Annotated in this window: 32 protein-coding genes and 1 other annotated feature; all 32 genes read left to right on the plus strand. The window is 46.8% G+C overall.

Annotation, left to right across the window (positions count from 1 at the left end; all coding sequences use genetic code 11):
- Positions 1-23: 23 nt before the first annotated feature.
- Positions 24-164: a sequence feature (ribosomal protein L10 leader region), on the plus strand.
- Positions 165-196: 32 nt separating this feature from the next.
- On the plus strand, positions 197-697 hold the full coding sequence (gene rplJ, locus BN1002_RS00110) for a 50S ribosomal protein L10 (protein WP_048822998.1): 501 nt from the start codon (positions 197-199) through the stop codon (positions 695-697).
- Positions 698-752: 55 nt separating this feature from the next.
- The gene (gene rplL / locus BN1002_RS00115) at positions 753-1,115 is read left to right on the plus strand and encodes a 50S ribosomal protein L7/L12 (protein WP_048822999.1); all 363 of its coding nucleotides are present in this window, start codon (positions 753-755) and stop codon (positions 1,113-1,115) included.
- Positions 1,116-1,179: 64 nt separating this feature from the next.
- Positions 1,180-1,782 (plus strand): class I SAM-dependent methyltransferase, encoded by a 603-nt coding sequence (locus tag BN1002_RS00120; RefSeq protein WP_048823000.1) that lies wholly within the window; start codon positions 1,180-1,182, stop codon positions 1,780-1,782.
- 291 nt (positions 1,783-2,073) lie between these two features.
- Entirely contained in the window at positions 2,074-5,634 is a 3,561-nt protein-coding gene (gene rpoB, locus BN1002_RS00125) for a DNA-directed RNA polymerase subunit beta (protein ID WP_048823001.1), read from the plus strand.
- Positions 5,635-5,730: 96 nt separating this feature from the next.
- Positions 5,731-9,321 (plus strand): DNA-directed RNA polymerase subunit beta', encoded by a 3,591-nt coding sequence (gene rpoC / locus BN1002_RS00130; RefSeq protein ID WP_048823002.1) that lies wholly within the window; start codon positions 5,731-5,733, stop codon positions 9,319-9,321.
- A 155-nt stretch (positions 9,322-9,476) separates the two neighbouring features.
- A complete protein-coding gene (locus BN1002_RS00135; protein ID WP_048823003.1) occupies positions 9,477-9,725 on the plus strand; it encodes a 50S ribosomal protein L7ae-like protein in 249 nt (82 codons plus the stop codon).
- Positions 9,726-9,826: 101 nt separating this feature from the next.
- Positions 9,827-10,249: a 30S ribosomal protein S12 gene (gene rpsL / locus BN1002_RS00140; RefSeq protein ID WP_048823004.1), complete on the plus strand. Its 423-nt coding sequence runs from the start codon at positions 9,827-9,829 to the stop codon at positions 10,247-10,249.
- Positions 10,250-10,293: 44 nt separating this feature from the next.
- Positions 10,294-10,764, plus strand: a complete 471-nt coding sequence (gene rpsG / locus BN1002_RS00145) for a 30S ribosomal protein S7 (RefSeq protein ID WP_048823005.1) — start codon at positions 10,294-10,296, stop codon at positions 10,762-10,764.
- A 300-nt stretch (positions 10,765-11,064) separates the two neighbouring features.
- A complete protein-coding gene (fusA, locus tag BN1002_RS00150) occupies positions 11,065-13,146 on the plus strand; it encodes an elongation factor G (RefSeq protein WP_048823006.1) in 2,082 nt (693 codons plus the stop codon).
- Between the two features lie 116 nt (positions 13,147-13,262).
- Positions 13,263-14,450, plus strand: a complete 1,188-nt coding sequence (tuf, locus tag BN1002_RS00155; RefSeq protein WP_048823007.1) for an elongation factor Tu — start codon at positions 13,263-13,265, stop codon at positions 14,448-14,450.
- Positions 14,451-14,865: 415 nt separating this feature from the next.
- Complete coding sequence (rpsJ, locus tag BN1002_RS00160) at positions 14,866-15,174, plus strand: 30S ribosomal protein S10 (RefSeq protein WP_048823008.1); 309 nt, start codon at positions 14,866-14,868, stop codon at positions 15,172-15,174.
- A gap of 34 nt (positions 15,175-15,208) precedes the next feature.
- Entirely contained in the window at positions 15,209-15,835 is a 627-nt protein-coding gene (gene rplC / locus BN1002_RS00165) for a 50S ribosomal protein L3 (RefSeq protein ID WP_048823009.1), read from the plus strand.
- Between the two features lie 29 nt (positions 15,836-15,864).
- Positions 15,865-16,488 (plus strand): 50S ribosomal protein L4, encoded by a 624-nt coding sequence (gene rplD, locus BN1002_RS00170; protein ID WP_048823010.1) that lies wholly within the window; start codon positions 15,865-15,867, stop codon positions 16,486-16,488.
- On the plus strand, positions 16,485-16,772 hold the full coding sequence (gene rplW, locus BN1002_RS00175; protein ID WP_197072847.1) for a 50S ribosomal protein L23: 288 nt from the start codon (positions 16,485-16,487) through the stop codon (positions 16,770-16,772). The genes rplD and rplW overlap by 4 nt, the downstream gene beginning before the upstream one ends.
- 28 nt (positions 16,773-16,800) lie before the next feature.
- Positions 16,801-17,631, plus strand: a complete 831-nt coding sequence (gene rplB / locus BN1002_RS00180; RefSeq protein ID WP_048823012.1) for a 50S ribosomal protein L2 — start codon at positions 16,801-16,803, stop codon at positions 17,629-17,631.
- A gap of 60 nt (positions 17,632-17,691) precedes the next feature.
- Positions 17,692-17,967 (plus strand): 30S ribosomal protein S19, encoded by a 276-nt coding sequence (gene rpsS / locus BN1002_RS00185; RefSeq protein WP_048823013.1) that lies wholly within the window; start codon positions 17,692-17,694, stop codon positions 17,965-17,967.
- Positions 17,968-17,987: 20 nt separating this feature from the next.
- Positions 17,988-18,329, plus strand: a complete 342-nt coding sequence (gene rplV / locus BN1002_RS00190) for a 50S ribosomal protein L22 (RefSeq protein WP_043931564.1) — start codon at positions 17,988-17,990, stop codon at positions 18,327-18,329.
- 3 nt (positions 18,330-18,332) lie between these two features.
- Complete coding sequence (rpsC, locus tag BN1002_RS00195) at positions 18,333-18,989, plus strand: 30S ribosomal protein S3 (protein ID WP_048823014.1); 657 nt, start codon at positions 18,333-18,335, stop codon at positions 18,987-18,989.
- 2 nt (positions 18,990-18,991) lie between these two features.
- Positions 18,992-19,426, plus strand: coding sequence for a 50S ribosomal protein L16 (gene rplP, locus BN1002_RS00200; RefSeq protein WP_048823015.1), 435 nt, complete (start codon positions 18,992-18,994; stop codon positions 19,424-19,426).
- On the plus strand, positions 19,416-19,619 hold the full coding sequence (rpmC, locus tag BN1002_RS00205) for a 50S ribosomal protein L29 (protein ID WP_043931561.1): 204 nt from the start codon (positions 19,416-19,418) through the stop codon (positions 19,617-19,619). Before rplP ends, rpmC begins: the two co-directional genes overlap by 11 nt.
- Positions 19,620-19,638: 19 nt before the next feature.
- Positions 19,639-19,902, plus strand: coding sequence for a 30S ribosomal protein S17 (gene rpsQ, locus BN1002_RS00210; RefSeq protein ID WP_048823016.1), 264 nt, complete (start codon positions 19,639-19,641; stop codon positions 19,900-19,902).
- A 39-nt stretch (positions 19,903-19,941) separates the two neighbouring features.
- A complete protein-coding gene (rplN, locus tag BN1002_RS00215; protein ID WP_048823017.1) occupies positions 19,942-20,310 on the plus strand; it encodes a 50S ribosomal protein L14 in 369 nt (122 codons plus the stop codon).
- A 55-nt stretch (positions 20,311-20,365) separates the two neighbouring features.
- Positions 20,366-20,671: a 50S ribosomal protein L24 gene (gene rplX / locus BN1002_RS00220; protein WP_048823018.1), complete on the plus strand. Its 306-nt coding sequence runs from the start codon at positions 20,366-20,368 to the stop codon at positions 20,669-20,671.
- A 25-nt stretch (positions 20,672-20,696) separates the two neighbouring features.
- Entirely contained in the window at positions 20,697-21,236 is a 540-nt protein-coding gene (rplE, locus tag BN1002_RS00225; protein ID WP_048823019.1) for a 50S ribosomal protein L5, read from the plus strand.
- A 24-nt stretch (positions 21,237-21,260) separates the two neighbouring features.
- On the plus strand, positions 21,261-21,446 hold the full coding sequence (rpsN, locus tag BN1002_RS23100; RefSeq protein ID WP_009499044.1) for a 30S ribosomal protein S14: 186 nt from the start codon (positions 21,261-21,263) through the stop codon (positions 21,444-21,446).
- 30 nt (positions 21,447-21,476) lie between these two features.
- Positions 21,477-21,875, plus strand: coding sequence for a 30S ribosomal protein S8 (gene rpsH / locus BN1002_RS00230; protein WP_048823020.1), 399 nt, complete (start codon positions 21,477-21,479; stop codon positions 21,873-21,875).
- A gap of 31 nt (positions 21,876-21,906) precedes the next feature.
- Positions 21,907-22,443, plus strand: coding sequence for a 50S ribosomal protein L6 (gene rplF / locus BN1002_RS00235; RefSeq protein WP_048823021.1), 537 nt, complete (start codon positions 21,907-21,909; stop codon positions 22,441-22,443).
- 32 nt (positions 22,444-22,475) lie between these two features.
- Positions 22,476-22,838: a 50S ribosomal protein L18 gene (gene rplR / locus BN1002_RS00240; protein WP_048823022.1), complete on the plus strand. Its 363-nt coding sequence runs from the start codon at positions 22,476-22,478 to the stop codon at positions 22,836-22,838.
- A 24-nt stretch (positions 22,839-22,862) separates the two neighbouring features.
- Positions 22,863-23,363 (plus strand): 30S ribosomal protein S5, encoded by a 501-nt coding sequence (gene rpsE, locus BN1002_RS00245; RefSeq protein WP_048823023.1) that lies wholly within the window; start codon positions 22,863-22,865, stop codon positions 23,361-23,363.
- A 13-nt stretch (positions 23,364-23,376) separates the two neighbouring features.
- On the plus strand, positions 23,377-23,559 hold the full coding sequence (rpmD, locus tag BN1002_RS00250) for a 50S ribosomal protein L30 (protein ID WP_048823024.1): 183 nt from the start codon (positions 23,377-23,379) through the stop codon (positions 23,557-23,559).
- A 33-nt stretch (positions 23,560-23,592) separates the two neighbouring features.
- Positions 23,593-24,033, plus strand: coding sequence for a 50S ribosomal protein L15 (gene rplO, locus BN1002_RS00255; protein WP_048823025.1), 441 nt, complete (start codon positions 23,593-23,595; stop codon positions 24,031-24,033).
- Positions 24,033-25,328 carry a preprotein translocase subunit SecY gene (gene secY, locus BN1002_RS00260; RefSeq protein ID WP_048823026.1) on the plus strand — a complete coding sequence of 432 codons (1,296 nt, stop codon included), beginning with the start codon at positions 24,033-24,035 and terminating at the stop codon, positions 25,326-25,328. The genes rplO and secY overlap by 1 nt, the downstream gene beginning before the upstream one ends.
- The last annotated feature ends 30 nt before the right edge of the window (positions 25,329-25,358 follow it).

A 25,358-nucleotide genomic window follows, 5' to 3' on the forward strand; every position in this document is an offset into this window, starting at 1 on the left:
TGTTAAAATTATTTCTGTTGTTTAAATTGCATACATTTGTACCGAAGACAGCAGGTGCTGATCAAGCTTAATAGCCTGCCGAGGGAATACGATAGAATTAGCCGGAACCGGCTATTGTATTATGCCTCCATGTCTTTCTGATATGGAGGCTTTAATTTGCCCGGTATAAATGCAGAAATCTATAGGAGGTGTAAAGATGAGCAGCGCTATCGAACAAAAGAAATTGATCGTCGATGAAATCGCCGATAAACTGAAAGGCAGCGTTACATGCGTGGTAGTTGACTACCGCGGCCTGAATGTTGCTGAAGTAACTGAACTCCGTAAACAGCTTCGCGAAGCTGGCGTGGAATTCAAAGTTTACAAAAACTCAATGGTCCGCCGTGCGGCTGAAGCATGCGAACTTGCTGGCCTTAACGAATCATTGACAGGCCCTAACGCAATCGCATTCAGTGCGGAAGATGTAGTGGCACCAGCGAAAATCATCAACGATTTCGCAAAGAAAAATGAAGCTCTTGAAATTAAAGCGGGTGTGATTGAAGGGAATATCGCGACAGCTGATGAAATTAAAGCTCTTGCAGAACTTCCGTCCCGCGAAGGCTTGCTTTCCATGCTTCTCAGCGTGCTGCAGGCACCTATCCGCAACCTTGCTCTTGCTACAAAAGCAGTTGCAGACCAAAAAGAAGAACAAGGCGCGTAAGCTGACCGTTTTCGCATTACCATAAAAACCAAACAAATTTAGGAGGAACCATACAATGACTAAAGAACAAATCATTGAAGCGGTTAAGTCCATGACAGTTCTGGAACTTAACGACCTAGTAAAAGCAATCGAAGAAGAATTCGGCGTAACTGCTGCAGCTCCAGTAGCTATGGCAGGCGGCGCTGCAGGCCCAGTTGCTGAAGAGCAAACTGAGTTTGATGTAATCCTTGCATCTGCAGGCGATCAAAAAATCAAAGTTATCAAGGTTGTCCGTGAAATCACAGGCCTTGGACTTAAAGAAGCAAAAGACCTTGTTGACAACACTCCAAAGCCAGTTAAAGAAGGCGTTTCTAAAGAAGACGCTGAAGCAATCAAAGCTAAGCTTGACGAAGTTGGAGCTAACGTCGAAGTTAAGTAATTATCCTATAAGAAAGCTCGCTGCCTAAGCGGGCTTTTTTCTGCTTTCCCTGGAGGTGGAACAATTGCCGGACCATTATTATTCACGAAAGCCCCAAACTGAAAGTGCTCCGAAGTATTGGGATTATACACTGAGGGATTTCCGCTTTCGATTTAAATCAGACAGTGGCGTCTTTTCAAAAAATGAAGTGGACTTTGGCTCGAAACGGCTCGTCGAATCTTTCAACTTGCCGGAAGTCGAGGGGCCGATCCTCGATGTGGGTTGCGGGTATGGGCCGATTGGCCTTACGCTTGCAAAACTTTATCCGGACCGTTCCGTACATATGGTTGATGTGAATGAACGCGCGCTGGAGCTTTCCAAAGAGAATGCCAGAGCAAACGGTGTGGAAAACGTGGTTGTTTATGAGAGTGACAGGCTTGTTGGCGTTAAGGAAGATTGTTTTTCGGCCATCCTCACCAATCCGCCGATCCGTGCCGGGAAGAAAACTGTCCATGATATTTTTGAGCAGAGCAGGGAGAAGCTTGCGCCTGCGGGGGAACTGTGGGTTGTCATCCAGAAAAAACAGGGGGCGCCATCCGCTTTGGAAAAGCTTAAAGGGCTGTTTGGAGAAGTGGAAGTGGTGGACAAGGAAAAAGGCTATTTTATTATTAGGGCTAAAAATGTTTGACTCGGATTTCGCCCTATGTTAATATTATAAAATGCCATCATCTTATTTTCGGTACTATCCCCGATTGTCAAGCTTTTTTTGCAAAATGGAGAAGTTTTTTTCACTAGGAAAAAGACCTTCTTTTGTATAAAAATGGTATGGTAAGGAAAAGATGACAAAATAATAGGAAAAAATGTGAAAAATGTGGTTTTTAAGCTAAAAAACCCTTTTTCTTTTTTGTCTGTGGCGGGACAACTGTCCGGCAGCGGACATGAAATAGATTTACACTACTTGATTTGAGGGGTGAATCAGTTGACAGGTCAACTAGTTCAGTATGGACGACACCGCCAGCGAAGAAGCTACGCGCGAATCAGTGAAGTTTTAGAATTACCAAATTTAATTGAAATCCAAACCTCTTCTTATCAATGGTTTCTTGATGAGGGATTGCGTGAAATGTTCCAGGATATTTCACCAATTGAAGACTTTACTGGTAACCTATCACTGGAATTTATTGATTACAGCCTTGGCGACCCGAAATATTCGGTTGAGGAATCAAAAGAGCGTGATGTCACGTTTTCAGCACCACTGCGTGTAAAGGTGCGGCTCTTAAATAAAGAAACAGGCGAAGTAAAAGACCAGGATGTTTTCATGGGCGATTTCCCGCTAATGACCGAAACAGGCACATTTGTCATTAATGGCGCGGAGCGTGTTATCGTATCCCAGCTCGTTCGTTCACCAAGCGTCTATTATAGTGGCAAGGTGGATAAGAACGGGAAAAGAGGGTTCACAGCGACAGTTATTCCGAACCGCGGCGCATGGCTTGAATACGAGACCGACGCCAAGGATGTCGTATACGTAAGGATTGATCGTACCCGGAAGCTGCCAGTTACGGTTCTTTTGCGTGCACTCGGGTTCGGCTCTGATCAAGAAATCATCGAGCTCATCGGAGACAATGAGTACCTGCGCAATACACTTGAAAAAGATAATACAGACAGTATTGAAAAAGCGCTGCTTGAAATATACGAGAGGCTTCGCCCAGGCGAACCGCCGACTGTAGAAAACGCAAAGAGCCTGCTAGTTTCCCGGTTTTTTGACCCTAAGCGCTATGATCTTGCGAGCGTAGGACGCTATAAGATCAATAAGAAGCTTCATATTAAAAACCGTTTATTTGGCCAGCGTTTAGCGGAAGCCCTAGTGGACCCTGAGACAGGGGAAATCATTGCGGAAGCAGGAACGCTTCTCGACAGGCGGAATTTAGATAAGATCATTCCGGCGCTTGAGAAAAACATCAATATGCACAGTTACACACCAGGCGGCACTGTCGTCGAAGGGGATGTCGTCCTTCAGGGAATCAAGATTTTCGCTCCTTCCGATGACAATGAGAAAGTGATCAATGTACTGAGCAACGCGTATGTGCCGGAACAAATTAAAAACATTACGCCAGCCGATATTATTTCTTCCATCAGTTATTTCTTTAACCTCCTCCATGGAGTGGGAGACACTGATGATATCGACCACCTTGGAAACCGCCGCCTTCGTTCTGTAGGGGAATTGTTGCAAAACCAATTCCGTATCGGGCTTTCCAGGATGGAAAGGGTTGTCCGTGAAAGAATGTCCATCCAGGATACAGCAACGATCACTCCGCAGCAGCTGATCAACATCCGTCCGGTTATTGCTTCTATTAAGGAGTTCTTTGGAAGTTCGCAGCTTTCCCAGTTCATGGACCAGACCAATCCTCTGGCAGAGCTGACGCATAAGCGACGTCTTTCAGCGTTGGGGCCAGGCGGTTTGACTCGTGAACGCGCTGGTTTCGAAGTCCGTGACGTTCACTACTCCCATTATGGGCGCATGTGTCCGATCGAGACGCCGGAAGGACCGAACATCGGTTTGATCAACTCGCTTTCTTCTTTTGCAAAAGTGAACCGGTTTGGCTTTATTGAAACACCTTACCGCCGGGTAGATCCGGAAACAGGAAAAGTTACCAACCGGATTGATTATCTGACCGCAGATGAAGAGGATTTATATGTTGTTGCCCAGGCGAATGCGCGCCTTGGTGATGACGGGACATTCCTTGACCCTGATATTGTCGCTCGTTTCAAGGGTGAAAACACAGTGGTTCCGCGGGAACGCATTGATTATATGGATGTTTCGCCGAAGCAGGTTGTATCAGCTGCGACAGCATGCATTCCGTTCCTGGAAAACGACGACTCCAACCGCGCCCTTATGGGAGCGAACATGCAGCGTCAGGCAGTTCCGCTCATGCAGCCTCAAGCCCCGATTGTCGGGACTGGGATGGAGCACGTTTCCGCAAAGGATTCGGGAGCGGCTGTCATCTGCAAGCATGAAGGAATCGTCGAACATGTGGAAGCCCGCGAAGTCTGGGTTCGACGTGTGAAGGAAATCGACGGCCAGGAAGTAAAAGGCGACCTGGATAAATATCGTATGTTGAAGTTTATCCGTTCCAATCAGGGAACCTGCTATAACCAGCGACCAATTGTTTCTGTAGGCGACAGGGTCACAAAAGGAGAAATCCTTTCTGACGGGCCGTCAATGGAAAAAGGCGAACTGGCACTTGGCCGGAACGTACTTGTCGCATTCCTGAACTGGGATGGCTACAACTATGAGGATGCCATCATCATGAGCGAACGCCTCGTGAAAGATGATGTATACACCTCAATCCATATTGAAGAGTATGAGTCCGAATCCCGGGATACAAAGCTGGGACCGGAAGAAATAACACGCGATATTCCGAACGTTGGGGAAGATGCGCTCCGCAACCTTGATGAGCGGGGAATCATCCGAACTGGCGCAGAGGTGAAGGACGGAGACCTTCTGGTTGGTAAAGTTACGCCTAAAGGGGTGACCGAACTGACTGCTGAGGAACGCCTGCTTCATGCGATTTTCGGTGAAAAGGCTCGTGAAGTAAGGGATACGTCACTTCGTGTTCCTCACGGCGGCGGCGGGATCGTCCTTGATGTAAAAGTCTTCAACCGGGAAGATGGCGATGAACTTCCTCCGGGAGTGAATCAGCTTGTCCGCGTTTATATTGTTCAGAAGCGTAAGATTTCTGAAGGCGATAAGATGGCAGGACGCCATGGTAACAAAGGTGTTATCTCGCGCATCCTTCCTGAAGAAGATATGCCATATTTGCCAGATGGCACTCCGGTTGATATCATGCTTAACCCGCTTGGCGTTCCATCCCGTATGAATATCGGGCAGGTGCTTGAACTGCACTTGGGAATGGCAGCGAGGGCGCTTGGCATCCATGTCGCTTCCCCAGTATTCGATGGAGCGACAGAGGAAGACGTTTGGGATACGATCGAGGAAGCGGGAATGGCGCGTGATGCGAAGACCGTCCTTTACGATGGCCGCACAGGCGAACCGTTTGACAATCGTATTTCTGTCGGGGTCATGTACATGATCAAGCTTGCCCACATGGTTGATGACAAGTTGCATGCCCGTTCGACTGGTCCATACTCGCTTGTTACCCAGCAGCCGCTCGGCGGAAAAGCCCAGTTCGGCGGACAGCGTTTCGGGGAGATGGAAGTTTGGGCACTTGAAGCATATGGCGCAGCCTATACGCTTCAGGAAATCCTTACCGTCAAATCCGATGATGTTGTCGGCCGGGTGAAAACGTATGAGGCGATTGTAAAAGGCGAGAACGTACCGGAGCCAGGAGTTCCAGAATCGTTCAAAGTATTGATCAAGGAACTTCAGAGCCTTGGATTGGACGTTAAGATCCTTTCCGGTGATGAAGAGGAAATAGAAATGCGCGACCTTGAAGACGATGATGATATGCAACAGGTGGATACTTTGACAATCGCACCTGAGTCACAAAGCTTCGAATCGGAAAAAGTAGGTTCCAAAGAGTAATTCCCATAGCCTGACGGGGCGCTGAATCGGCGCTCCGGATGAAGGCTATGTCTAGCTACAGGGTAAAACCTGGAGATTAAAAGGGAGGTAGGCCCCTTGCTGGATGTTAATAATTTTGAGTATATGAAAATCGGCCTTGCATCACCTGACAAGATCCGTTCGTGGTCATTTGGTGAAGTGAAAAAGCCGGAAACCATCAACTATCGTACATTAAAGCCAGAAAAAGACGGCCTTTTCTGTGAAAGGATTTTCGGACCGACTAAGGACTGGGAATGCCATTGCGGAAAATATAAGCGCGTCCGATATAAGGGAGTCGTCTGTGACCGATGCGGCGTTGAAGTAACCCGCGCGAAAGTCCGCCGTGAACGGATGGGCCATATCGAGCTTGCAGCACCTGTTTCCCATATTTGGTATTTCAAAGGAATCCCGAGCAGGATGGGACTTGTCCTGGACATGTCACCAAGAGCGCTTGAGGAAGTTATTTATTTTGCGTCTTATGTCGTGACTGAATCAGGGGACACCGCGCTTGAAAAAAAGCAGCTGTTGTCTGAAAAAGAATATCGTGCATACCGTGAAAAATACGGCAATAAGTTTCAGGCGTCCATGGGAGCGGAAGCTATCCGCAAATTGCTCTATGATATTGACCTGAATAAAGAAGCGGAAGCTTTAAAGGAAGAACTGAAAACAGCGCAGGGACAGCGCCGCACACGCGCCATCAAGCGCCTGGAAGTTCTTGAAGCATTCCGCGGTTCGGGCAATGAACCGTCATGGATGGTTCTTGATGTCCTTCCAGTCATTCCTCCAGAACTGCGCCCGATGGTCCAGTTGGACGGAGGACGTTTTGCGACATCCGACCTGAACGATCTGTACCGCCGGGTCATCAACCGGAATAACCGTCTGAAGCGCCTTCTTGACCTTGGTGCGCCAAGCATCATCGTCCAGAACGAAAAGCGCATGCTTCAGGAAGCTGTTGATGCCTTGATTGATAACGGCCGCCGCGGCCGTCCTGTGACTGGTCCAGGTAACCGCCCGCTCAAGTCACTTTCCCACATGCTTAAAGGGAAGCAAGGGCGTTTCCGCCAAAACCTTCTTGGTAAGCGTGTCGACTATTCCGGTCGTTCCGTAATTGTCGTTGGGCCGAACCTGAAGATGTATCAGTGTGGTCTTCCAAAAGAAATGGCACTTGAATTGTTCAAGCCTTTTGTGATGAAAGAGCTTGTTGAAAAGGGTCTTGCCCATAATATCAAATCAGCTAAGCGCAAAATCGAAAGAGTCCAGCCGGAAGTCTGGGATGTACTCGAGGAAGTTATCCGCGAACATCCGGTACTTCTGAACCGCGCACCGACTCTTCACAGGCTGGGAATCCAGGCATTCGAGCCTACGCTTGTTGAAGGGCGCGCAATCCGTCTGCATCCACTCGTATGTACTGCTTACAACGCGGACTTCGATGGTGACCAGATGGCCGTCCACGTACCTCTTTCAGCTGAAGCGCAGGCAGAAGCAAGGCTTCTCATGCTTGCCGCCCAGAACATCCTGAATCCGAAAGATGGAAAGCCGGTTGTTACGCCTTCCCAGGACATGGTATTAGGTAACTATTACCTGACTTTGGAACGCGAAGGAGCCATCGGTGAAGGGATGATTTTCAAGGATACAAACGAAGCATTGATTGCTTATCAAAATGGCTATGTGCATCTCCATACGCGGGTTGCCGTCCATGCGGGTTCACTGAAGAACGAAACCTTTACAGATGAGCAAAATCAGCAGCTGTTGCTGACAACTGTCGGAAAACTTATTTTCAACGAAATTTTGCCAAAAACGTTCCCTTACATTAACGAGCCGACAAAACATAATCTTCAAGTAAAAACACCTGAGATTTATTTTGTGGAAAAGGGTTCTGATATTCCGGCAAAAATCAAGGAAAAGCCGCTGGTTGAGCCGTTCAAGAAGAAGATTCTTGGAAATATCATCGCTGAAGTATTCAAGCGATTCAAAATTACTGAAACATCCAAAATGCTTGACCGGATGAAGGATCTCGGTTTCAAATATTCAACAAAAGCCGGAATTACAGTCGGTGTTGCGGATATTGTCGTCCTTGGAGAGAAGGAAGAAATCCTCAAAGATGCACAAAGCAAAGTGGATAATGTCCAGAAGCAGTTCAGACGCGGTTTGATTACCGAAGATGAGCGCTATGACCGAGTTATTTCGATTTGGAGCCAGGCGAAGGATGTAATTCAGGGCAAGCTGATGCAGTCCCTGAATAAAACGAACCCAATCTTCATGATGAGTGATTCCGGAGCCCGTGGTAACGCGTCCAACTTCACCCAGCTTGCTGGTATGCGCGGCCTTATGGCGAACCCGGCCGGACGGATTATCGAATTGCCGATCAAATCGTCCTTCCGTGAAGGCTTGACTGTATTGGAATACTTTATTTCCACACACGGAGCCCGTAAAGGACTTGCCGATACAGCTCTTAAAACGGCTGACTCAGGTTACCTTACCCGCCGTCTTGTCGACGTTGCCCAGGATGTTATCGTCCGTGAAGATGATTGCGGAACAGACCGCGGTCTGTTGATCCGTGCGTTAAGAGATGGCACTGAAGTAATCGAGCCGCTTGATGAACGATTGATCGGCAGGTATGCCAGAAGGAATATCAAACATCCGGAGACAGGCGAAATCATTGTGCCTGAAAACGGGCTGATTACTGAGGATCTTTCTGTTGAAGTTGTCAAAGCTGGAATTGAAGAAGTTACAATTCGTTCCGCATTTACTTGTAACACCCGCCACGGCGTATGTAAGAAGTGTTATGGACGCAACCTGGCAACCGGCCAGCAAGTCGAAGTGGGCGAAGCTGTCGGAATCATCGCTGCCCAGTCCATCGGGGAACCGGGAACACAGCTTACAATGCGTACGTTCCATACAGGCGGTGTAGCTGGAGACGATATTACCCAAGGTTTGCCGCGTATCCAGGAATTGTTTGAAGCGCGGAATCCGAAAGGCCAGGCTGTTATTGCTGAGCTTGAAGGAGTTGTGGTCGGCATCAACGAAGGCCGTGACCGCCAGCAGGAAATCGTCGTTCAGGGTGAGGTTGAATCGAGGACCTATACTGCTCCATACACAGCCAGGCTTAAAGTCGCTGTGAATGATAAAGTAGATCGAGGCCAGGAACTGACAGAAGGTTCCATCGATCCGAAGGAACTACTGAAAGTTACAGATGTTGGTACCGTACAGGAATACCTGCTTCGTGAGGTACAAAAAGTTTACCGGATGCAGGGCGTTGAAATCGGCGATAAGCACATCGAAGTGATGGTGCGCCAAATGCTTCGCAAAATCAGGGTCATTGATGCGGGTGAAACTGATGTCCTCCCTGGTATGCTGCTCGACATCCATCAATTTACGGATGCGAACGAAAAAGCATTGCTCAGCGGGAAAATGCCGGCAACCGGACGCCCAGTCCTGCTTGGTATCACGAAAGCATCGCTCGAAACAGATTCATTCCTGTCAGCGGCATCCTTCCAGGAAACGACCCGTGTCCTTACCGACGCTGCCATCAAAGGTAAACGGGATGAACTTCTCGGCCTGAAGGAAAATGTCATCATCGGGAAACTGATTCCTGCGGGAACAGGCATGCAGCGCTACCGCAAAGCAGAGCCAGTCCTTCGTGAGGAAGAAGGCATTACGATCGAATAAGCTTATGTTTAGAACGCCGGCACCAGCCGACTAAGCTGGTGCCGGATTTATTAAAAAACACACAAAAGTGAAGAAGATTAGTTGACATCTAATATTCATGGTGGTAATATAGCAAAGGTGCTCCTATTCACCTGTACGCTTTGGAGGATATGAACGTGTCTTATGAAAAAGTAACACAGGCCAGGAAAATCCTGATAGGAACTAAACAGGCAGTGAGGGCGCTCGAAGATGGAAGTGCCAGAGAACTGGTTGTAGCCGCAGATGCTGATCCTAAGTTGACAGCCGCCGCGGAGGAAGCAGCCAATAAACTCGGCATACCGGTGCTGAAGGTCGATTCGATGAAAAAACTCGGAAAGGCAAGCGGCATTAAAGTGGGAACGTCTGCTGTCGCCATAGTCCGTTAAAAACTGTTTTTGCAGATGCTGCTGCAAGAACTTTGTTTTTGCAAAAAAAAGAACCACCTGGATGTGTGGGTCTACCAAATGTCGTGAAGGGAGGAAAAAACATGCCTACAATTAACCAATTAGTGCGCAAGCCTCGTAAATCCGTTGAGGAAACTTCTAAATCTCCTGCGCTTAATAAAGGTTACAACAGCTTTAAAAAATCACAAACAAACGTATCATCACCTCAAAAACGCGGAGTTTGCACCCGTGTTGGTACGATGACTCCAAAGAAACCGAACTCAGCGCTCCGTAAATACGCACGTGTGCGCTTGACTAACGGTATCGAGGTAACTGCGTATATCCCAGGTATCGGCCATAACCTTCAAGAGCACAGTGTTGTTCTGATCCGTGGCGGCCGTGTAAAAGACTTACCGGGTGTCCGTTACCACATCGTACGTGGCGCGCTTGATACAGCTGGCGTTAACAACCGTATGCAAAGCCGTTCAAAATACGGTACTAAGCGTCCGAAAGCAGCAAAGAAATAATTAATCCATTCTAAATAGAAGCTTTTTTGAAAGGAGGAAAAAATATGCCTCGTAAAGGTCCTGTTGCAAAGAGAGACGTATTACCGGATCCACTTTACAATTCGAAGCTAGTTACCCGCCTGATCAACAAAATGATGATCGACGGTAAAAGAGGTACTTCCCAGGCGATTCTTTATAACGCGTTCGACATCATCCGTGAGCGCACTGGTAAAGAGCCAATGGAAGTTTTTGATGCAGCACTTAAGAACATCATGCCTGTTCTTGAAGTTAGAGCCCGCCGTGTAGGTGGTGCAAACTATCAAGTTCCTGTTGAGGTGCGTCCTGACCGCCGCACAACTCTTGGTCTTCGCTGGTTAGTAAACTATTCCCGCCTTCGTGGTGAGAAGACAATGGAACAGCGTCTTGCAGCTGAAATCATGGATGCCGCCAACAACAGCGGTGCATCTGTCAAGAAGCGTGAAGACACACATAAAATGGCGGAAGCCAACAAAGCATTCGCACACTATCGCTGGTAGAATTAAAAGCGGAAGTGCCCGTTTAGCGGCGTAAGGGCTGGAGCGCTCCGAACGAGATAAAGGAAACACGATGAACGAAGTGAATCGATGTTGACTTATCGTAAGGAGGAGAGCGAAGGACTCTAGACGCTGGGCACTGCAGCTAGATAGAATTAAAAGTGGAAGCGCCGCTTAGCAGGCGCGGAAGCAAGACAAGCTATCATTCCTGTGCCGGGCGTTTTGCCCGGCTTCAGGTACCCGTTGGTACATAGCTGCCGGACGGATATCTAAAACACTCATACAAGGAAGGAGAAAGACCCAATGGCAAGAGAGTTCTCCTTGGAAAATACTCGTAATATCGGCATCATGGCCCATATTGATGCGGGGAAAACGACCACCACTGAACGCGTCCTTTATTACACAGGCCGTATTCATAAAATTGGTGAAACCCACGAGGGTGCAGCCCAGATGGACTGGATGGAGCAGGAGCAAGAGCGTGGGATCACGATCACTTCCGCTGCAACAACTGCACAATGGAAGGGCCACCGCGTAAATATCATCGATACACCAGGACACGTAGACTTCACAGTAGAGGTTGAGCGTTCCCTCCGTGTACTTGATGGTGCGGTTGCTGTCCTTGATGCCCAATCCGGCGTTGAGCCACAAACTGAAACAGTTTGGCGCCAGGCAACTACTTATGGAGTTCCACGGGTAGTATTCGTTAACAAAATGGATAAGATCGGTGCAGACTTCCTTTATTCAGTAGGCACACTTCATGACCGTCTTCAGGCAAATGCCCACGCAATCCAACTTCCAATTGGTGCGGAAGACAAGTTTGAGGGAATCATTGACCTTGTAGAAATGAAAGCTACTTTCTACGGCAATGACCTTGGAACTGATATTGAAGTTCGTGAAATTCCTGAAGAGTATCGCGAATTGGCTGAAGAGTATCGTGAAAAGCTACTCGAAGCAATCGCCGAGCTTGACGAGGAATTAATGGAAAAATACCTTGGCGGGGAAGAGCTGACGGTTCAAGAAATCAAGGCTGCTATCCGTAAAGGTACTGTAAACGTTGAATTCTACCCAGTTATCTGCGGATCCGCATTTAAAAACAAGGGTGTTCAATTGATGCTTGATGCGGTAATCGATTATCTTCCTTCTCCGCTTGATGTACCGGCTATTAATGGCCACGTGCCAGGTTCGGAAGAGGAAATTGTTGAAAAGCACTCAAGCGATGAAGAGCCATTCGCTGCTCTTGCATTTAAAGTAATGACTGACCCATATGTAGGTAAACTAACGTTCTTCCGCGTATATTCCGGTATGCTGGAATCTGGTTCATATGTCCAGAACTCCACTAAGGGCAAACGTGAGCGCGTTGGACGTATCCTGCAAATGCACGCCAACAGCCGTCAGGAAATCTCAAAGGTTTTTGCCGGTGACATTGCCGCTGCAGTTGGGTTGAAGGATACTACTACAGGAGATACGCTTTGCGATGAAAAGAGTCTTGTTATTCTTGAGTCCATGCAATTCCCTGAGCCAGTTATCCAGCTTTCTGTAGAGCCAAAGTCAAAAGCTGACCAGGACAAAATGTCCACTGCTCTTCAAAAGCTTCAGGAAGAAGATCCGACATTCCGCGCGCACACTGATCAGGAAACTGGACAGGTTATCATCGCGGGTATGGGTGAGCTTCACCTTGATATCCTAGTAGACCGTATGCGCCGTGAGTTCAAAGTAGAAGCAAATGTGGGTGCACCACAGGTTGCCTACCGCGAGACATTCCGTGGATCCGCACAGGTTGAAGGCAAATTTGCCCGCCAATCCGGTGGACGCGGACAATACGGACACGTTTGGATTGAGTTCTCTCCAAACGAAGAAGGCAAAGGCTTTGAGTTTGAAAACGGAATCGTCGGCGGTGTCGTTCCTCGTGAATACATTCCGGCGGTACAGGCAGGTCTTGAAGATGCACTTGAAAGAGGCGTCCTTGCCGGCTATCCGCTAGTAGATATAAAAGCAAGGCTCTTTGACGGATCTTACCATGATGTTGACTCATCTGAAATGGCGTTTAAGATTGCCGCTTCAATGGCACTTAAAAATGCAGCATCAAAGTGTAATCCGGTCATTCTTGAGCCGGTCATGAGGGTTGAAGTTGTAATCCCTGAAGAATATCTTGGCGATATCATGGGACAGATTACAGCACGCCGTGGCCGCGTTGAAGGTATGGATGCCCGCGGAAACGCACAGGTAGTCCGTGCGATGGTTCCACTATCAGAAATGTTTGGTTATGCAACTTCCCTTCGTTCCAGCACACAGGGACGCGGAGTGTTCTCAATGCATTTTGACCACTACGAGGAAGTTCCAAAGTCTATTTCTGAAGAAATCATCAAAAAAAATAAAGGTGAATAATTGATTTTCACCTTTTAATAAAGTATAACTACTAATGTAAGCATAAGCTGGGGATGGCTTGCCATCTCCAGTCTCTAACAATACTTAATTTTTTCAAATTAAAGGAGGAAATCCTAATGGGTAAAGCTAAATTCGACCGTTCCAAGCCACACGTTAACATTGGAACAATTGGTCACGTTGACCATGGTAAAACTACTTTGACTGCTGCAATCACAACTGTCCTTTCAAAAGCTGGCGGCGGTGAAGCGCGCGGTTACGATCAAATCGATAACGCTCCTGAAGAAAAAGAGCGTGGAATCACAATCTCAACTTCTCACGTTGAATACGAAACTGCTAACCGTCACTATGCACACGTTGACTGCCCAGGACACGCTGACTATGTTAAGAACATGATCACTGGCGCAGCTCAAATGGACGGCGGTATCCTTGTAGTATCCGCTACTGACGGCCCAATGCCACAAACTCGTGAGCACATCCTTCTTTCCCGTCAGGTAGGCGTTCCTTACCTTGTTGTATTCATGAACAAGTGCGACATGGTAGACGACGAAGAGCTACTTGAGCTAGTTGAAATGGAAATCCGCGACCTTCTTACTGAGTATGAGTTCCCTGGCGATGACACTCCAGTTATCAAAGGTTCTGCTCTTAAAGCTCTTGAAGGCGAAGGTGATTGGGAAGCAAAAATCATCGAACTTATGGATGCTGTTGACAGCTATATCCCAACTCCAGCTCGTGACACTGAAAAGCCATTCATGATGCCTGTTGAGGATGTATTCTCCATCACTGGCCGTGGAACAGTTGCTACTGGACGTGTAGAGCGCGGACAAGTTAAAGTCGGTGACGTAGTTGAAATCGTTGGTTTCACTGAAGAGCCAAAATCTACAACTGTAACAGGCGTTGAAATGTTCCGTAAGCTTCTTGACTATGCAGAAGCTGGCGACAACATCGGTGCCCTTCTTCGTGGCGTAGCCCGTGAAGAAATCGAGCGTGGACAAGTTTTGGCAAAGCCAAAGTCCATCACTCCACACACAAAGTTCAAAGCGGAAGTTTACGTTTTGTCTAAAGAGGAAGGTGGACGTCATACTCCATTCTTCACTAACTACCGCCCACAATTCTATTTCCGTACTTCTGACATTACAGGTATCTGTAATCTTCCAGAAGGCGTAGAAATGGTTATGCCTGGCGACAACATCGAAATGTCAGTTGAGCTTATCGCTCCAGTTGCGATCGAAGAAGGAACTAAGTTCTCTATTCGTGAAGGCGGACGTACAGTAGGCGCTGGCGTTGTTGCTACTATTGTAGAATAATTATACTAATACAAAGCGGATGGGTGACGACCCATCCGCTTTTTTATGGTTTTTTTTCGACAGGAACCGAGTTCCTTCTATATAATAGGCTGTATTTCCCGCCCCTTTTCGTTCTCTTGGCAGGAAAGAGGGGAAAAGCAATCTGCTCAATAGCTTCTCCATTAAATGTTAGTAAAGAAACCATTGCAATCAGGGCAATGGGCCGCTATAATATTAAAAGTGTGCTAAACATAAAAAACTCCTGAATTTTATTGCGTTCAGGAAATGTTTTATGTATAATAGACAATGTTGGTCTTTGACTGCGATGATGTGAGAGGTTGCTGACACACCCGGCCGCTTTGCCATGGCGAGTGTGGCAGGAGATTTTCACTGAGAATGTCTATTTTGAAAATAGGCGAAAAGGAGGGAAAAAATAATGGCAAAACAAAAAATTCGTATCCGTTTAAAAGCGTATGATCACAGGATTCTAGATCAGTCAGCTGAAAAAATCGTGGAAACAGCCAAGCGTTCAGGCGCTGCAGTATCCGGCCCGATTCCGCTGCCAACTGAAAAGGCGGTTTACACAATCCTTCGTGCGGTGCACAAGTACAAGGATTCCCGCGAGCAATTCGAGATGCGTACACATAAGCGTCTGATCGACATTGTGAACCCAACTCCACAAACAGTTGATTCACTAATGCGTTTGGACCTGCCATCCGGCGTTGATATCGAAATCAAATTATAACATCATAAAACATTTTAATCAGGAGGTGTGACGAATGACCAAAGGAATCTTAGGAAGAAAGATTGGTATGACTCAAGTATTTGCAGAGAACGGCAACTTAATCCCTGTAACAGTTATTGAGGCGGCTGCCAACGTTGTCCTTCAAAAGAAAACGGTTGAAACAGATGGTTACGAAGCTGTTCAGATCGGTTTTGAAGACAAACGTGAAAAGCTTGCCAATAAGCCTGAAAAGGGACATGTCGCAAAAGCGAATACTGCTCCTAAGCGCTTCGTTCGCGAATTCCGCGGAGTAGACTTGGCAGCATATGAAGTTGGTCAGGAAGTCAAAGTTGATATTTTTGCAGAAGGCGACATCGTGGATGTAACCGGAGTATCGAAAGGTAAAGGATTCCAAGGCTCGATCAAGCGCCACGGACAATCCCGCGGACCTATGGCTCACGGTTCCCGTTACCACCGCCGCCCAGGTTCTATGGGTCCAGTAGCTCCTAACCGCGTTTTCAAAGGCAAAGCATTGCCAGGACAAATGGGTGGGGAAGTTGTTACGGTTCAAAATCTTGAAATCGTAAAAGTGGATGCAGAGCGCAACCTTCTTCTTGTAAAAGGCAACGTGCCTGGACCAAGAAAAGCATTAATTAAAGTCAAAAGTGCGATTAAAGCATAAGGACTTCTTAAGAAAGGAGGAACAAAGGAATGCCTAAAGTAGCATTGTTTAACCAAAGCGGTTCCCAAGTAGGGGAAATCGAACTTAATGATACAGTTTTCGGCATTGAGCCAAACCAGCACGTGCTTTTTGAAGCCGTATTGATGCAAAGGGCTTCAATGCGCCAGGGAACACATAAAACAAAAATCCGTTCCGAAGTAGCCGGCGGCGGACGCAAGCCGTGGAGACAAAAAGGAACAGGCCGTGCGCGCCAAGGTTCCATCCGTTCACCACAATGGAGAGGCGGCGGAACAGTTTTCGGACCAGTACCACGCAGCTACAGCTATAAATTGCCAAGGAAGGTACGCCGACTTGCAATTAAATCAGCTTTATCTACAAAGGTTCTAGAAGAAAACATCCTGGTTCTTGAAAGCCTTGCTTTCGAAGCGCCAAAAACAAAAGACTTCTTGAATGTCCTGAAGGGACTTTCAGTAGAAAAGAAAGCACTTGTTGTAACTGCTGACCTTGATGAGAATGTAGCTTTGTCTGCAAGGAACATTCCTGGCGTTACAGTAGTAGCAGCCAACGGAATCAGCGTAGTGGATGTCCTTAACCATGACAAGCTGATCATCACTAAAGCAGCGGTCGAAAAAGTAGAGGAGGTGCTTGCATAATGGATGCACGCGATGTCATTAAGCGCCCCGTTATCACTGAACGTTCTACAGATTTGATGGCTGAAAAGAAATATACGTTCGAAGTTGACGTAAGAGCTAATAAAACACAAGTTAAAGATGCTGTTGAAACAATCTTTGGCGTTGATGTTGAGAAAGTAAACATCATGAACTACAAAGGTAAATTCAAGCGCATGGGCAAGTTTGGCGGATACACAAACAAACGCCGCAAAGCGATTGTTAAATTGACTGCCGATAGCAAAGAAATCGAAATTTTTGAATCCTAGAATTTAACTAGAAGAGGAGGGAATAGAAATGGCGATTAAAAAGTACAAACCTACCTCTAACGGTCGTCGCGGAATGACTGTTCTTGATTTCGCTGAAATCACTACAGATACTCCAGAAAAGTCCTTGTTGGCTCCGCTGACAAGAAAAGGCGGCCGTAACAACCAGGGTAAGTTAACTGTTCGTCATCAAGGTGGCGGCCATAAGCGTCAATACCGTCTAATCGACTTTAAACGCGACAAAGATGGCATTCCAGGACGCGTTGCCACTATTGAATATGATCCAAACCGTTCCGCAAATATTGCACTAATCAACTATGTTGATGGGGAAAAGCGTTACATCCTTGCTCCTAAAAACCTTAAGGTTGGCATGGAAGTAATGTCAGGCCCAGAAGCTGATATCAAAACAGGAAATGCGCTTCCACTAGCAAACATCCCTGTCGGTACAGTTGTTCACAACATTGAGTTAAAGCCAGGAAAAGGCGGCCAGTTGGTCCGTTCAGCAGGAACATCTGCACAGGTTCTTGGTAAAGAAGGAAAATACGTACTTGTACGTTTGAACTCCGGTGAAGTTCGCATGATCCTTGCTACTTGCCGCGCATCTATCGGCCAGGTTGGCAATGAGCAGCATGAACTTGTCAACATTGGTAAAGCAGGACGTTCACGCTGGTTAGGCAAACGCCCAACAGTTCGTGGATCGGTTATGAACCCGAACGATCACCCGCATGGCGGTGGTGAAGGACGCTCACCAATCGGACGTAAATCACCAATGTCACCTTGGGGCAAACCAACTCTTGGACGCAAAACGCGCAAGAAGAAGAACAAGTCCGATAAATTCATTGTACGACGCCGTAAAAAATAACGTGATTGAACTACGGTTCGCCAAAAGAACCGTAGAACGGTCTCGAAGGGAGGTACCCTCATGGGTCGCAGTTTGAAAAAAGGACCTTTTGTTGATGATCATTTGATGAAAAAGGTCGAAAGCCTAGGTACTGACAGCAAGCATGTTATTAAGACATGGTCACGCCGTTCAACAATTTTCCCACAATTCATCGGCCACACAATTGCTGTGTACGATGGTCGTAAGCATGTACCTGTATATATCACTGAGGACATGGTAGGGCACAAGCTTGGAGAATTCGCTCCAACACGTGCTTATAAAGGTCATGGCAGTGACGATAAGAAAACCAGACGTTAATGAGAGGAGGGCATCACACCATGCAAGCTAAAGCTGTTGCAAGAACAGTCCGTATTGCTCCTCGTAAAGCTCGTTTAGTCGTAGACCTTATTCGAGGCAAGCAAGTTGGTGAAGCGGTGGCAATTTTGACATTGACTCCGAAAGCTGCTTCTCCAATCGTTGAAAAAGTATTGAAATCCGCTATGGCTAACGCGGAGCACAACTATGAAATGGATGTAAACAACCTTGTGGTTGAACAAGCGTTTGTTGACGAAGGTCCAACACTCAAGCGTTTCCGTCCGCGTGCACAAGGCCGCGCAAGTGCAATCAATAAGCGCACGAGCCACATTACAATCGTTTTATCAGAAAAGAAGGAGGGATAATTAGTGGGTCAAAAAGTAAATCCAGTCGGTTTGCGTATCGGGATCATCAAAGATTGGGAATCCAAGTGGTACGCAGGCAAAGACTTCGCTGATCTTCTTCATGAAGATATTAAAGTTCGTGAATACATCCAGAAGCGCCTGAAAGACGCATCTGTATCTAAAGTAGAAATCGAACGCGCTGCTAACCGTGTAAACGTTACTGTCCACACTGCAAAGCCAGGTATGGTAATTGGAAAAGGCGGAACAGAAGTTGAAGCGCTCCGTAAAGCGTTGAACCAACTTACTGGCAAGCGTGTCCACATTAATATCCTTGAAATTAAGAGAGCTGACATCGATGCGAAGCTTGTTGCTGAAAACATCGCTCGTCAATTAGAAAACCGTGTATCTTTCCGCCGTGCGCAAAAGCAAGTTATCCAGCGTGCAATGCGTGCAGGTGCAAAAGGTATCAAAACAATGGTATCCGGCCGTCTTGGCGGTGCAGATATCGCCCGTTCTGAACATTACAGCGAAGGAACTGTTCCCCTTCATACACTTCGTGCAGACATCGACTATGCAACTGCAGAAGCTGATACAACTTACGGCAAACTTGGCGTAAAAGTATGGATCTACAAGGGTGAAGTCCTTCCAACGAAGAAGAAAACCGAGGAAGGAGGCAAATAATCATGTTATTGCCTAAGCGTGTAAAATACCGCCGTGTACACCGTGGAAAAATGCGCGGACAAGCAAAAGGCGGAACTGAAGTAACTTTCGGTGAATTCGGTTTGCAGGCAACTGAAGCCTCCTGGATCACAAACCGCCAAATCGAATCTGCCCGTATCGCGATGACTCGCTACATGAAGCGTGGCGGTAAAGTTTGGATTAAAATTTTCCCTCATAAGCCATATACTGCAAAACCTCTTGAAGTGCGGATGGGTTCCGGTAAAGGTTCTCCTGAAGGCTGGGTAGCAGTAGTAAAGCCTGGCAAGATCATGTTTGAAATTGCTGGCGTATCCGAGGAAATCGCACGTGAGGCCCTTCGCCTTGCAGCGCACAAACTTCCAGTTAAGTGCAAGTTTGTAAAACGAGAAGAAATTGGTGGTGAATCAAATGAAAGCTAATGAACTTCGTGACCTAACCACTGCCGAATTAGAACAAAAAGTTAAATCATTAAAGGAAGAATTATTCAACCTTCGCTTTCAATTGGCGACTGGACAGCTTGAAAACACTGCCCGCATCAGGGAAGTGCGCAAGTCGATCGCCCGCATGAAAACTGTTGTCCGTGAAAGAGAAATCGGCGTTAACAATCGATAATTGAGAGGAGGTCCGCATAATGAGCGAACGCAATCAACGCAAAGTTTACACCGGACGCGTTGTTTCCGACAAAATGGATAAGACCGTTACTGTTTTAGTCGAAACACACAAAAAGCATCCTCTTTATGGTAAACGCGTTAAGTACTCTAAAAAATTCAAGGCGCATGATGAGCAAAACCAGGCAAAAATTGGTGATATTGTACGCATCATGGAAACTCGCCCGCTTTCCGCTACAAAACGCTTCCGCCTAATCGAAGTGGTTGAAAAAGCAGTTATTATTTAATTGTTCGGATAAGTTATCATCCGAAGGGAGGTTACACGCATGATTCAACAGGAAACACGTTTAAAAGTTGCTGACAATTCTGGTGCCCGTGAAGTTCTGACAATTAAAGTGCTTGGTGGCTCCGGACGTAAAACCGCCAATATCGGTGATGTGATCGTCTGCACTGTGAAACAAGCAACACCAGGTGGCGTTGTTAAAAAAGGCGACGTAGTTAGGGCCGTAATCGTACGGACAAAAACTGGCGCGCGCCGTCCTGACGGTACTTACATTAAGTTTGACGAAAACGCATGTGTAATTATCCGTGATGACAAGAGCCCACGTGGAACACGTATTTTCGGACCAGTTGCCCGCGAGCTTCGTGACAGCAACTTTATGAAAATCATTTCCCTTGCTCCAGAAGTACTTTAATTAGCAGCACTATGAAATAAAACAATCCTAAATGCCTTTAAGGAGGTGCGCACAGATGCACGTAAAAAAAGGTGACAAAGTAATGGTCATCTCTGGCAAGGATAAAGGCAAAACAGGAACAATCCTGGAAGCTTATCCGAAACAAAACCGTGTCCTTGTAGAGGGAGTTAACATCGTCAAGAAGCATTCCAAGCCTTCCCAGGCGAATCCCCAGGGCGGCATCAACAGCCAGGAAGCACCTGTCCATGTATCGAACGTCATGCCGATCGACAAATCCGGAAAACCAAGCCGTGTAGGCTACAAGGTTGTTGACGGCAAGAAAGTACGCGTAACAAAATCCGGTGAAGTACTAGATAAATAGTTCATGAAGAAGGGAGGTACACTAAATGAGCCGCCTAAAGGAAAAGTTTGTAAATGATATTACTCCTGCTCTAATGAGCAAGTTCAGCTATAAATCTGTTATGCAGGTTCCGAAAGTAGAAAAAATCGTTGTAAACATGGGTGTCGGTGATGCAGTCGCAAATGCGAAAGCTCTTGACAACGCTGTGGAAGAGCTTACTACCATCACTGGCCAAAAACCTGTCGTTACACGTGCGAAAAAGTCTATCGCGGGTTTCCGCCTTCGTGAAGGTATGCCGATCGGTGCGAAAGTAACCCTGCGCGGTGAACGCATGTATGAATTCCTTGATAAATTAATTTCAGTCTCTCTGCCACGGGTTCGTGACTTCCGCGGGATTTCCAAGAAAGCATTCGACGGCCGCGGCAACTATACTCTTGGTGTGAAAGAACAATTGATCTTCCCTGAAATTGATTACGATAAAGTAAGCAAGGTTCGTGGTATGGATATCGTTATCGTAACGACAGCCAACACTGATGAAGAAGCACGTGAACTTTTAACTCAGTTTGGAATGCCGTTCCAGAAGTAATCTGAAAATAAGGGAGGCGAAAACGTGGCTAAAAAGTCAATGATTGCGAAGCAAAAACGCACGCCTAAATACAAGGTACAGGAGTATACCCGCTGCGAACGCTGTGGACGTCCACACTCTGTATACCGCAAATTTAAGCTTTGCCGTATTTGTTTCCGTGAATTAGCATACAAAGGCCAGATTCCTGGTGTGAAAAAAGCAAGCTGGTAAAACCCAAGTTTGGGAAGGAGGTAAAAATAAATGGTCATGACAGATCCAATTGCAGATATGCTTACCCGCATTCGTAACGCGAACATGGTCCGCCACGAAAAGCTGGAAGTACCTGCTTCCAATATCAAAAAAGAAATCGCTGAAATCCTGAAACGTGAAGGATTCGTACGTGATGTAGAACTGATTGAAGATAACAAACAAGGCATCATCCGTATTTTCCTGAAGTACGGTGCCAACAACGAGCGCGTTATCACTGGCCTTAAGAGGATTTCAAAGCCTGGCCTTCGCGTATACGCAAAGTCAAACGAAGTGCCGCGCGTACTGAACGGCCTTGGAATCGCCCTCGTATCGACTTCTCAAGGTGTTGTTACTGACAAAGAAGCTCGCGCCAAGCAAATCGGCGGAGAAGTGCTAGCATACGTCTGGTAAGAAAGTTTTTGAATGAATGGAGGTGCACTAAATGTCTCGCATAGGGAAAAAACCAATCGAAATTCCAGCAGGAGTTACGGTTACTCAAGATAAAAACACGATTACAGTTAAGGGTCCTAAAGGTGAACTCGTTCGTTCATTCAGCCCTGAAATCAGCATCCAGATAGAGGATAATACCATTACGATTACTCGCCCTTCCGATGTGAAGGAAGTACGTGCCTTGCACGGTACTACTCGCGCTGTACTCGCAAACATGGTTGAAGGTGTATCCAAGGGCTTCGAAAAAGGTTTGGAGCTTGTAGGGGTTGGTTACCGTGCTTCCAAGCAGGGCACCAAGCTTGTACTTAACGTAGGATATTCCCATCCAGTTGAAATCGAACCTGAAAAAGGCATCGAAATCGAAGTGCCTGCAAATACAAAAGTAATTGTTAAAGGTTTTGACAAAGAACGCGTCGGAGCACTTGCTGCAAACATCCGCGGCGTACGTCCTCCAGAGCCTTACAAAGGCAAAGGGATCCGCTATGAAGGTGAAGTTGTCCGCCGTAAGGAAGGTAAAAAAGGTAAGTAAAGCCGCATAGTAATACGAAAGGAGTGACGTAAATGATTACGAAGCTTGACAAAAACGTGAGCCGTAAGAAAAGGCACGCACGCGTCCGTTCAAAACTAAGCGGAACTGCTGCCCGTCCACGTCTGAATGTGTTCCGTTCCAACAAACACATTTACGCTCAGCTAATCGACGATGTTAACGGAGTGACTCTTGCGAGTGCTTCAACAATGGAAAAAGATTTCGGACTGGAATCTTCCGCAAATAAAGAAGCTGCCCAAAAAGTCGGAGAACTTATTGCAAAGCGTGCAGTCGAAAAAGGCATCTCTTCTGTTGTCTTCGACCGCGGAGGGTACTTGTACCATGGCCGCATCCAGACACTTGCCGATGCCGCTCGTGAAAACGGACTGCAATTTTAATAGACAAAGGAGGGACACACAAAGATGCGTCGCATTGACCCAAACAAACTAGAACTAGAAGAACGCGTAGTTACGGTAAACCGTGTAGCGAAAGTTGTTAAAGGCGGACGCCGTTTCCGTTTTACAGCTCTTGTCGTAGTTGGAGACAGGAATGGCCATGTCGGCTTTGGCACAGGTAAAGCACAGGAAGTACCTGATGCGATCCGTAAAGCAATCGAAGATGCAAAGAAAAACCTGGTATCTGTACCGATGGTTGGAACTACAATTCCTCACCAGGTAATCGGCCGTTTCGGAGCTGGTGAAATTCTTTTGAAGCCTGCATATGAAGGTACAGGAGTTATCGCTGGCGGTCCAGTCCGTGCGGTACTTGAGCTTGCGGGGATTTCCGATATCCTTTCAAAATCACTTGGAACCAATACGCCAATCAACGTGGTTCGTGCTACGATTGACGGCATCAAGCAACTTAAGAGTGCTGAAGAAGTTGCGAAGCTGCGCGGAAAATCAGTAGAAGAACTGCTAGGATAAGGAGGGAAATCACATGGCTAACAAATTGGAAATTACCCTCACTAGAAGCGTGATCGGCCGTCCGCAGGACCAGCGTGAAACAGTTAAGGCTCTCGGCTTGCGAAAAGTGAACCAGACAGTTGAACAGCAGGATAACGCGGCAATTCGCGGTATGATCAACAAGGTTGCTCACCTTGTAACGGTTAAAGAGCAATAAACGATTCTTTTCTTTCAATAAGGAGGTGCCCAAATGAAACTTCATGAACTAAAGCCTGCAGAAGGTTCCCGAAAAGAACGTAAGCGTCTAGGACGTGGTATCGGATCTGGTCAAGGTAAAACTGCTGGTAAAGGTCATAAAGGTCAAAATGCCCGTTCCGGCGGTGGTGTTCGTCTAGGTTTTGAAGGTGGTCAAACGCCTTTATTCCGTCGTCTGCCTAAGCGCGGTTTCACAAACATCAACCGTAAGGAATATGCGATTGTTAACCTTGATGCCTTGAACAGCTTTGAAGACGGTACAGAAGTTACTCCAGAACTTCTAATCGAAGCTGGCCTGGTCAAGAACGAAAAAGCAGGAATCAAGATTCTTGCAAAAGGGAACGTTGAGAAAAAATTGACTGTAAAAGCTCATAAATTTTCCTCTGCTGCCAAGGAAGCAATCGAAGCTGCCGGTGGAAACACTGAGGTGATTTAATGTTCCGGACAATCTCCAATTTTATGCGCGTGGGTGAAATAAGGAGCAAAATTATCTTCACCCTTTTAATGTTAGTAGTCTTCCGTATCGGCACCTTCATTCCGGTGCCAAATGTAAATGCGGATATTCTTGCTGCCCAGGATCAATTCAGTGTATTTGGGGTTCTGAATACATTTGGAGGAGGAGCACTTAAAAACTTCTCGATTCTCGCCATGGGCATCATGCCTTACATCACTGCTTCAATCATCATCCAGCTTTTGCAAATGGATGTTGTCCCGAAGTTTACAGAGTGGTCTAAGCAGGGCGATGCCGGCAGAAGGAAACTGGCACAGTTTACCCGCTATTTTACAATTGTACTTGGATTTATCCAGGCATTGGGCATGTCCTATGGGTTCAATAACATGGCCCAGGGCCGTTTGATCGAAAGTTCGGGAATTGGGACGTATCTGCTGATTGCAACCGTGCTGACAGCTGGTACAGCCTTCCTAATGTGGCTTGGCGAACAAATTACTGCAAAAGGTGTTGGAAACGGGATATCCATTATCATCTTTGCTGGTATTGCTGCAGGAATTCCGAATACAATCAACCAGATTTATATCCAGCAGTTCCAAAATGCAGGAGATAAACTGTTCATCAATATCCTGACAGTTATATTAATCGCGCTTGCTGTGGTTGCCATCGTAGTCGGTGTCATCTTTGTCCAGCAGGCAGTCAGGAAAATTCCGATTCAGTATGCAAAAAGAATGACAGCCGGCCGTACGCCAGTAGGTGGGCAATCAACTCACATGCCGTTGAAAGTAAACGCGGCGGGTGTTATACCAGTCATTTTTGCTGTTTCGTTCATCGTTACTCCGAAGACAATCGCGTCATTCTTCCCAACAAATGATGTGACACTTTGGATCCAGCGTGTATTCGACTATACCCATCCTATCGGGATGGTGCTATATGCAGCCTTGATTATCGCGTTTACTTATTTCTATGCGTTTATCCAGGTGAACCCTGAACAGGCTGCTGAAAATCTGCAAAAGCAGAGCGGCTATATTCCGGGAATCCGCCCGGGTAAAAGCACTCAGGAATACTTTACGCGTGTCCTGTACCGCCTGACTTTCGTCGGTGCGATATTCCTGGCTGTTATTGCCGTGCTTCCTGTTTTGTTCATCCAGATCGCGAATCTGCCTCAATCAGCCCAGATAGGCGGAACAAGCCTGCTGATCGTTGTCGGCGTCGCCCTGGAAACAATGAAGCAGCTCGAAGCACAGTTGGTCAAGCGCCATTATAAAGGCTTTATCAAGTAAGAATGGTTTAGGGGACGGCTGTTCCCTATA

The organism is Bacillus sp. B-jedd, assembly GCF_000821085.1.
Taxonomy (GTDB): domain Bacteria; phylum Bacillota; class Bacilli; order Bacillales; family Cytobacillaceae; genus Bacillus_D.

What these genes read in the sequence shown, in the direction of transcription:
- rplJ (WP_048822998.1), top strand. Translation starts at nt 197, where the DNA reads ATGAGCAGCGCTATCGAACAAAAGAAATTGATCGTCGATGAAATCGCC.
- rplL (WP_048822999.1), top strand. Translation starts at nt 753, where the DNA reads ATGACTAAAGAACAAATCATTGAAGCGGTTAAGTCCATGACAGTTCTG.
- rpsL (WP_048823004.1), top strand. Translation starts at nt 9,827, where the DNA reads ATGCCTACAATTAACCAATTAGTGCGCAAGCCTCGTAAATCCGTTGAG.
- rpsG (WP_048823005.1), top strand. Translation starts at nt 10,294, where the DNA reads ATGCCTCGTAAAGGTCCTGTTGCAAAGAGAGACGTATTACCGGATCCA.
- fusA (WP_048823006.1), top strand. Translation starts at nt 11,065, where the DNA reads ATGGCAAGAGAGTTCTCCTTGGAAAATACTCGTAATATCGGCATCATG.
- tuf (WP_048823007.1), top strand. Translation starts at nt 13,263, where the DNA reads ATGGGTAAAGCTAAATTCGACCGTTCCAAGCCACACGTTAACATTGGA.
- rpsJ (WP_048823008.1), top strand. Translation starts at nt 14,866, where the DNA reads ATGGCAAAACAAAAAATTCGTATCCGTTTAAAAGCGTATGATCACAGG.
- rplC (WP_048823009.1), top strand. Translation starts at nt 15,209, where the DNA reads ATGACCAAAGGAATCTTAGGAAGAAAGATTGGTATGACTCAAGTATTT.
- rplD (WP_048823010.1), top strand. Translation starts at nt 15,865, where the DNA reads ATGCCTAAAGTAGCATTGTTTAACCAAAGCGGTTCCCAAGTAGGGGAA.
- rplB (WP_048823012.1), top strand. Translation starts at nt 16,801, where the DNA reads ATGGCGATTAAAAAGTACAAACCTACCTCTAACGGTCGTCGCGGAATG.
- rpsS (WP_048823013.1), top strand. Translation starts at nt 17,692, where the DNA reads ATGGGTCGCAGTTTGAAAAAAGGACCTTTTGTTGATGATCATTTGATG.
- rplV (WP_043931564.1), top strand. Translation starts at nt 17,988, where the DNA reads ATGCAAGCTAAAGCTGTTGCAAGAACAGTCCGTATTGCTCCTCGTAAA.
- rplP (WP_048823015.1), top strand. Translation starts at nt 18,992, where the DNA reads ATGTTATTGCCTAAGCGTGTAAAATACCGCCGTGTACACCGTGGAAAA.
- rpmC (WP_043931561.1), top strand. Translation starts at nt 19,416, where the DNA reads ATGAAAGCTAATGAACTTCGTGACCTAACCACTGCCGAATTAGAACAA.
- rpsQ (WP_048823016.1), top strand. Translation starts at nt 19,639, where the DNA reads ATGAGCGAACGCAATCAACGCAAAGTTTACACCGGACGCGTTGTTTCC.
- rplN (WP_048823017.1), top strand. Translation starts at nt 19,942, where the DNA reads ATGATTCAACAGGAAACACGTTTAAAAGTTGCTGACAATTCTGGTGCC.
- rplX (WP_048823018.1), top strand. Translation starts at nt 20,366, where the DNA reads ATGCACGTAAAAAAAGGTGACAAAGTAATGGTCATCTCTGGCAAGGAT.
- rplE (WP_048823019.1), top strand. Translation starts at nt 20,697, where the DNA reads ATGAGCCGCCTAAAGGAAAAGTTTGTAAATGATATTACTCCTGCTCTA.
- rpsH (WP_048823020.1), top strand. Translation starts at nt 21,477, where the DNA reads ATGGTCATGACAGATCCAATTGCAGATATGCTTACCCGCATTCGTAAC.
- rplF (WP_048823021.1), top strand. Translation starts at nt 21,907, where the DNA reads ATGTCTCGCATAGGGAAAAAACCAATCGAAATTCCAGCAGGAGTTACG.
- rplR (WP_048823022.1), top strand. Translation starts at nt 22,476, where the DNA reads ATGATTACGAAGCTTGACAAAAACGTGAGCCGTAAGAAAAGGCACGCA.
- rpsE (WP_048823023.1), top strand. Translation starts at nt 22,863, where the DNA reads ATGCGTCGCATTGACCCAAACAAACTAGAACTAGAAGAACGCGTAGTT.
- rpmD (WP_048823024.1), top strand. Translation starts at nt 23,377, where the DNA reads ATGGCTAACAAATTGGAAATTACCCTCACTAGAAGCGTGATCGGCCGT.
- rplO (WP_048823025.1), top strand. Translation starts at nt 23,593, where the DNA reads ATGAAACTTCATGAACTAAAGCCTGCAGAAGGTTCCCGAAAAGAACGT.
- secY (WP_048823026.1), top strand. Translation starts at nt 24,033, where the DNA reads ATGTTCCGGACAATCTCCAATTTTATGCGCGTGGGTGAAATAAGGAGC.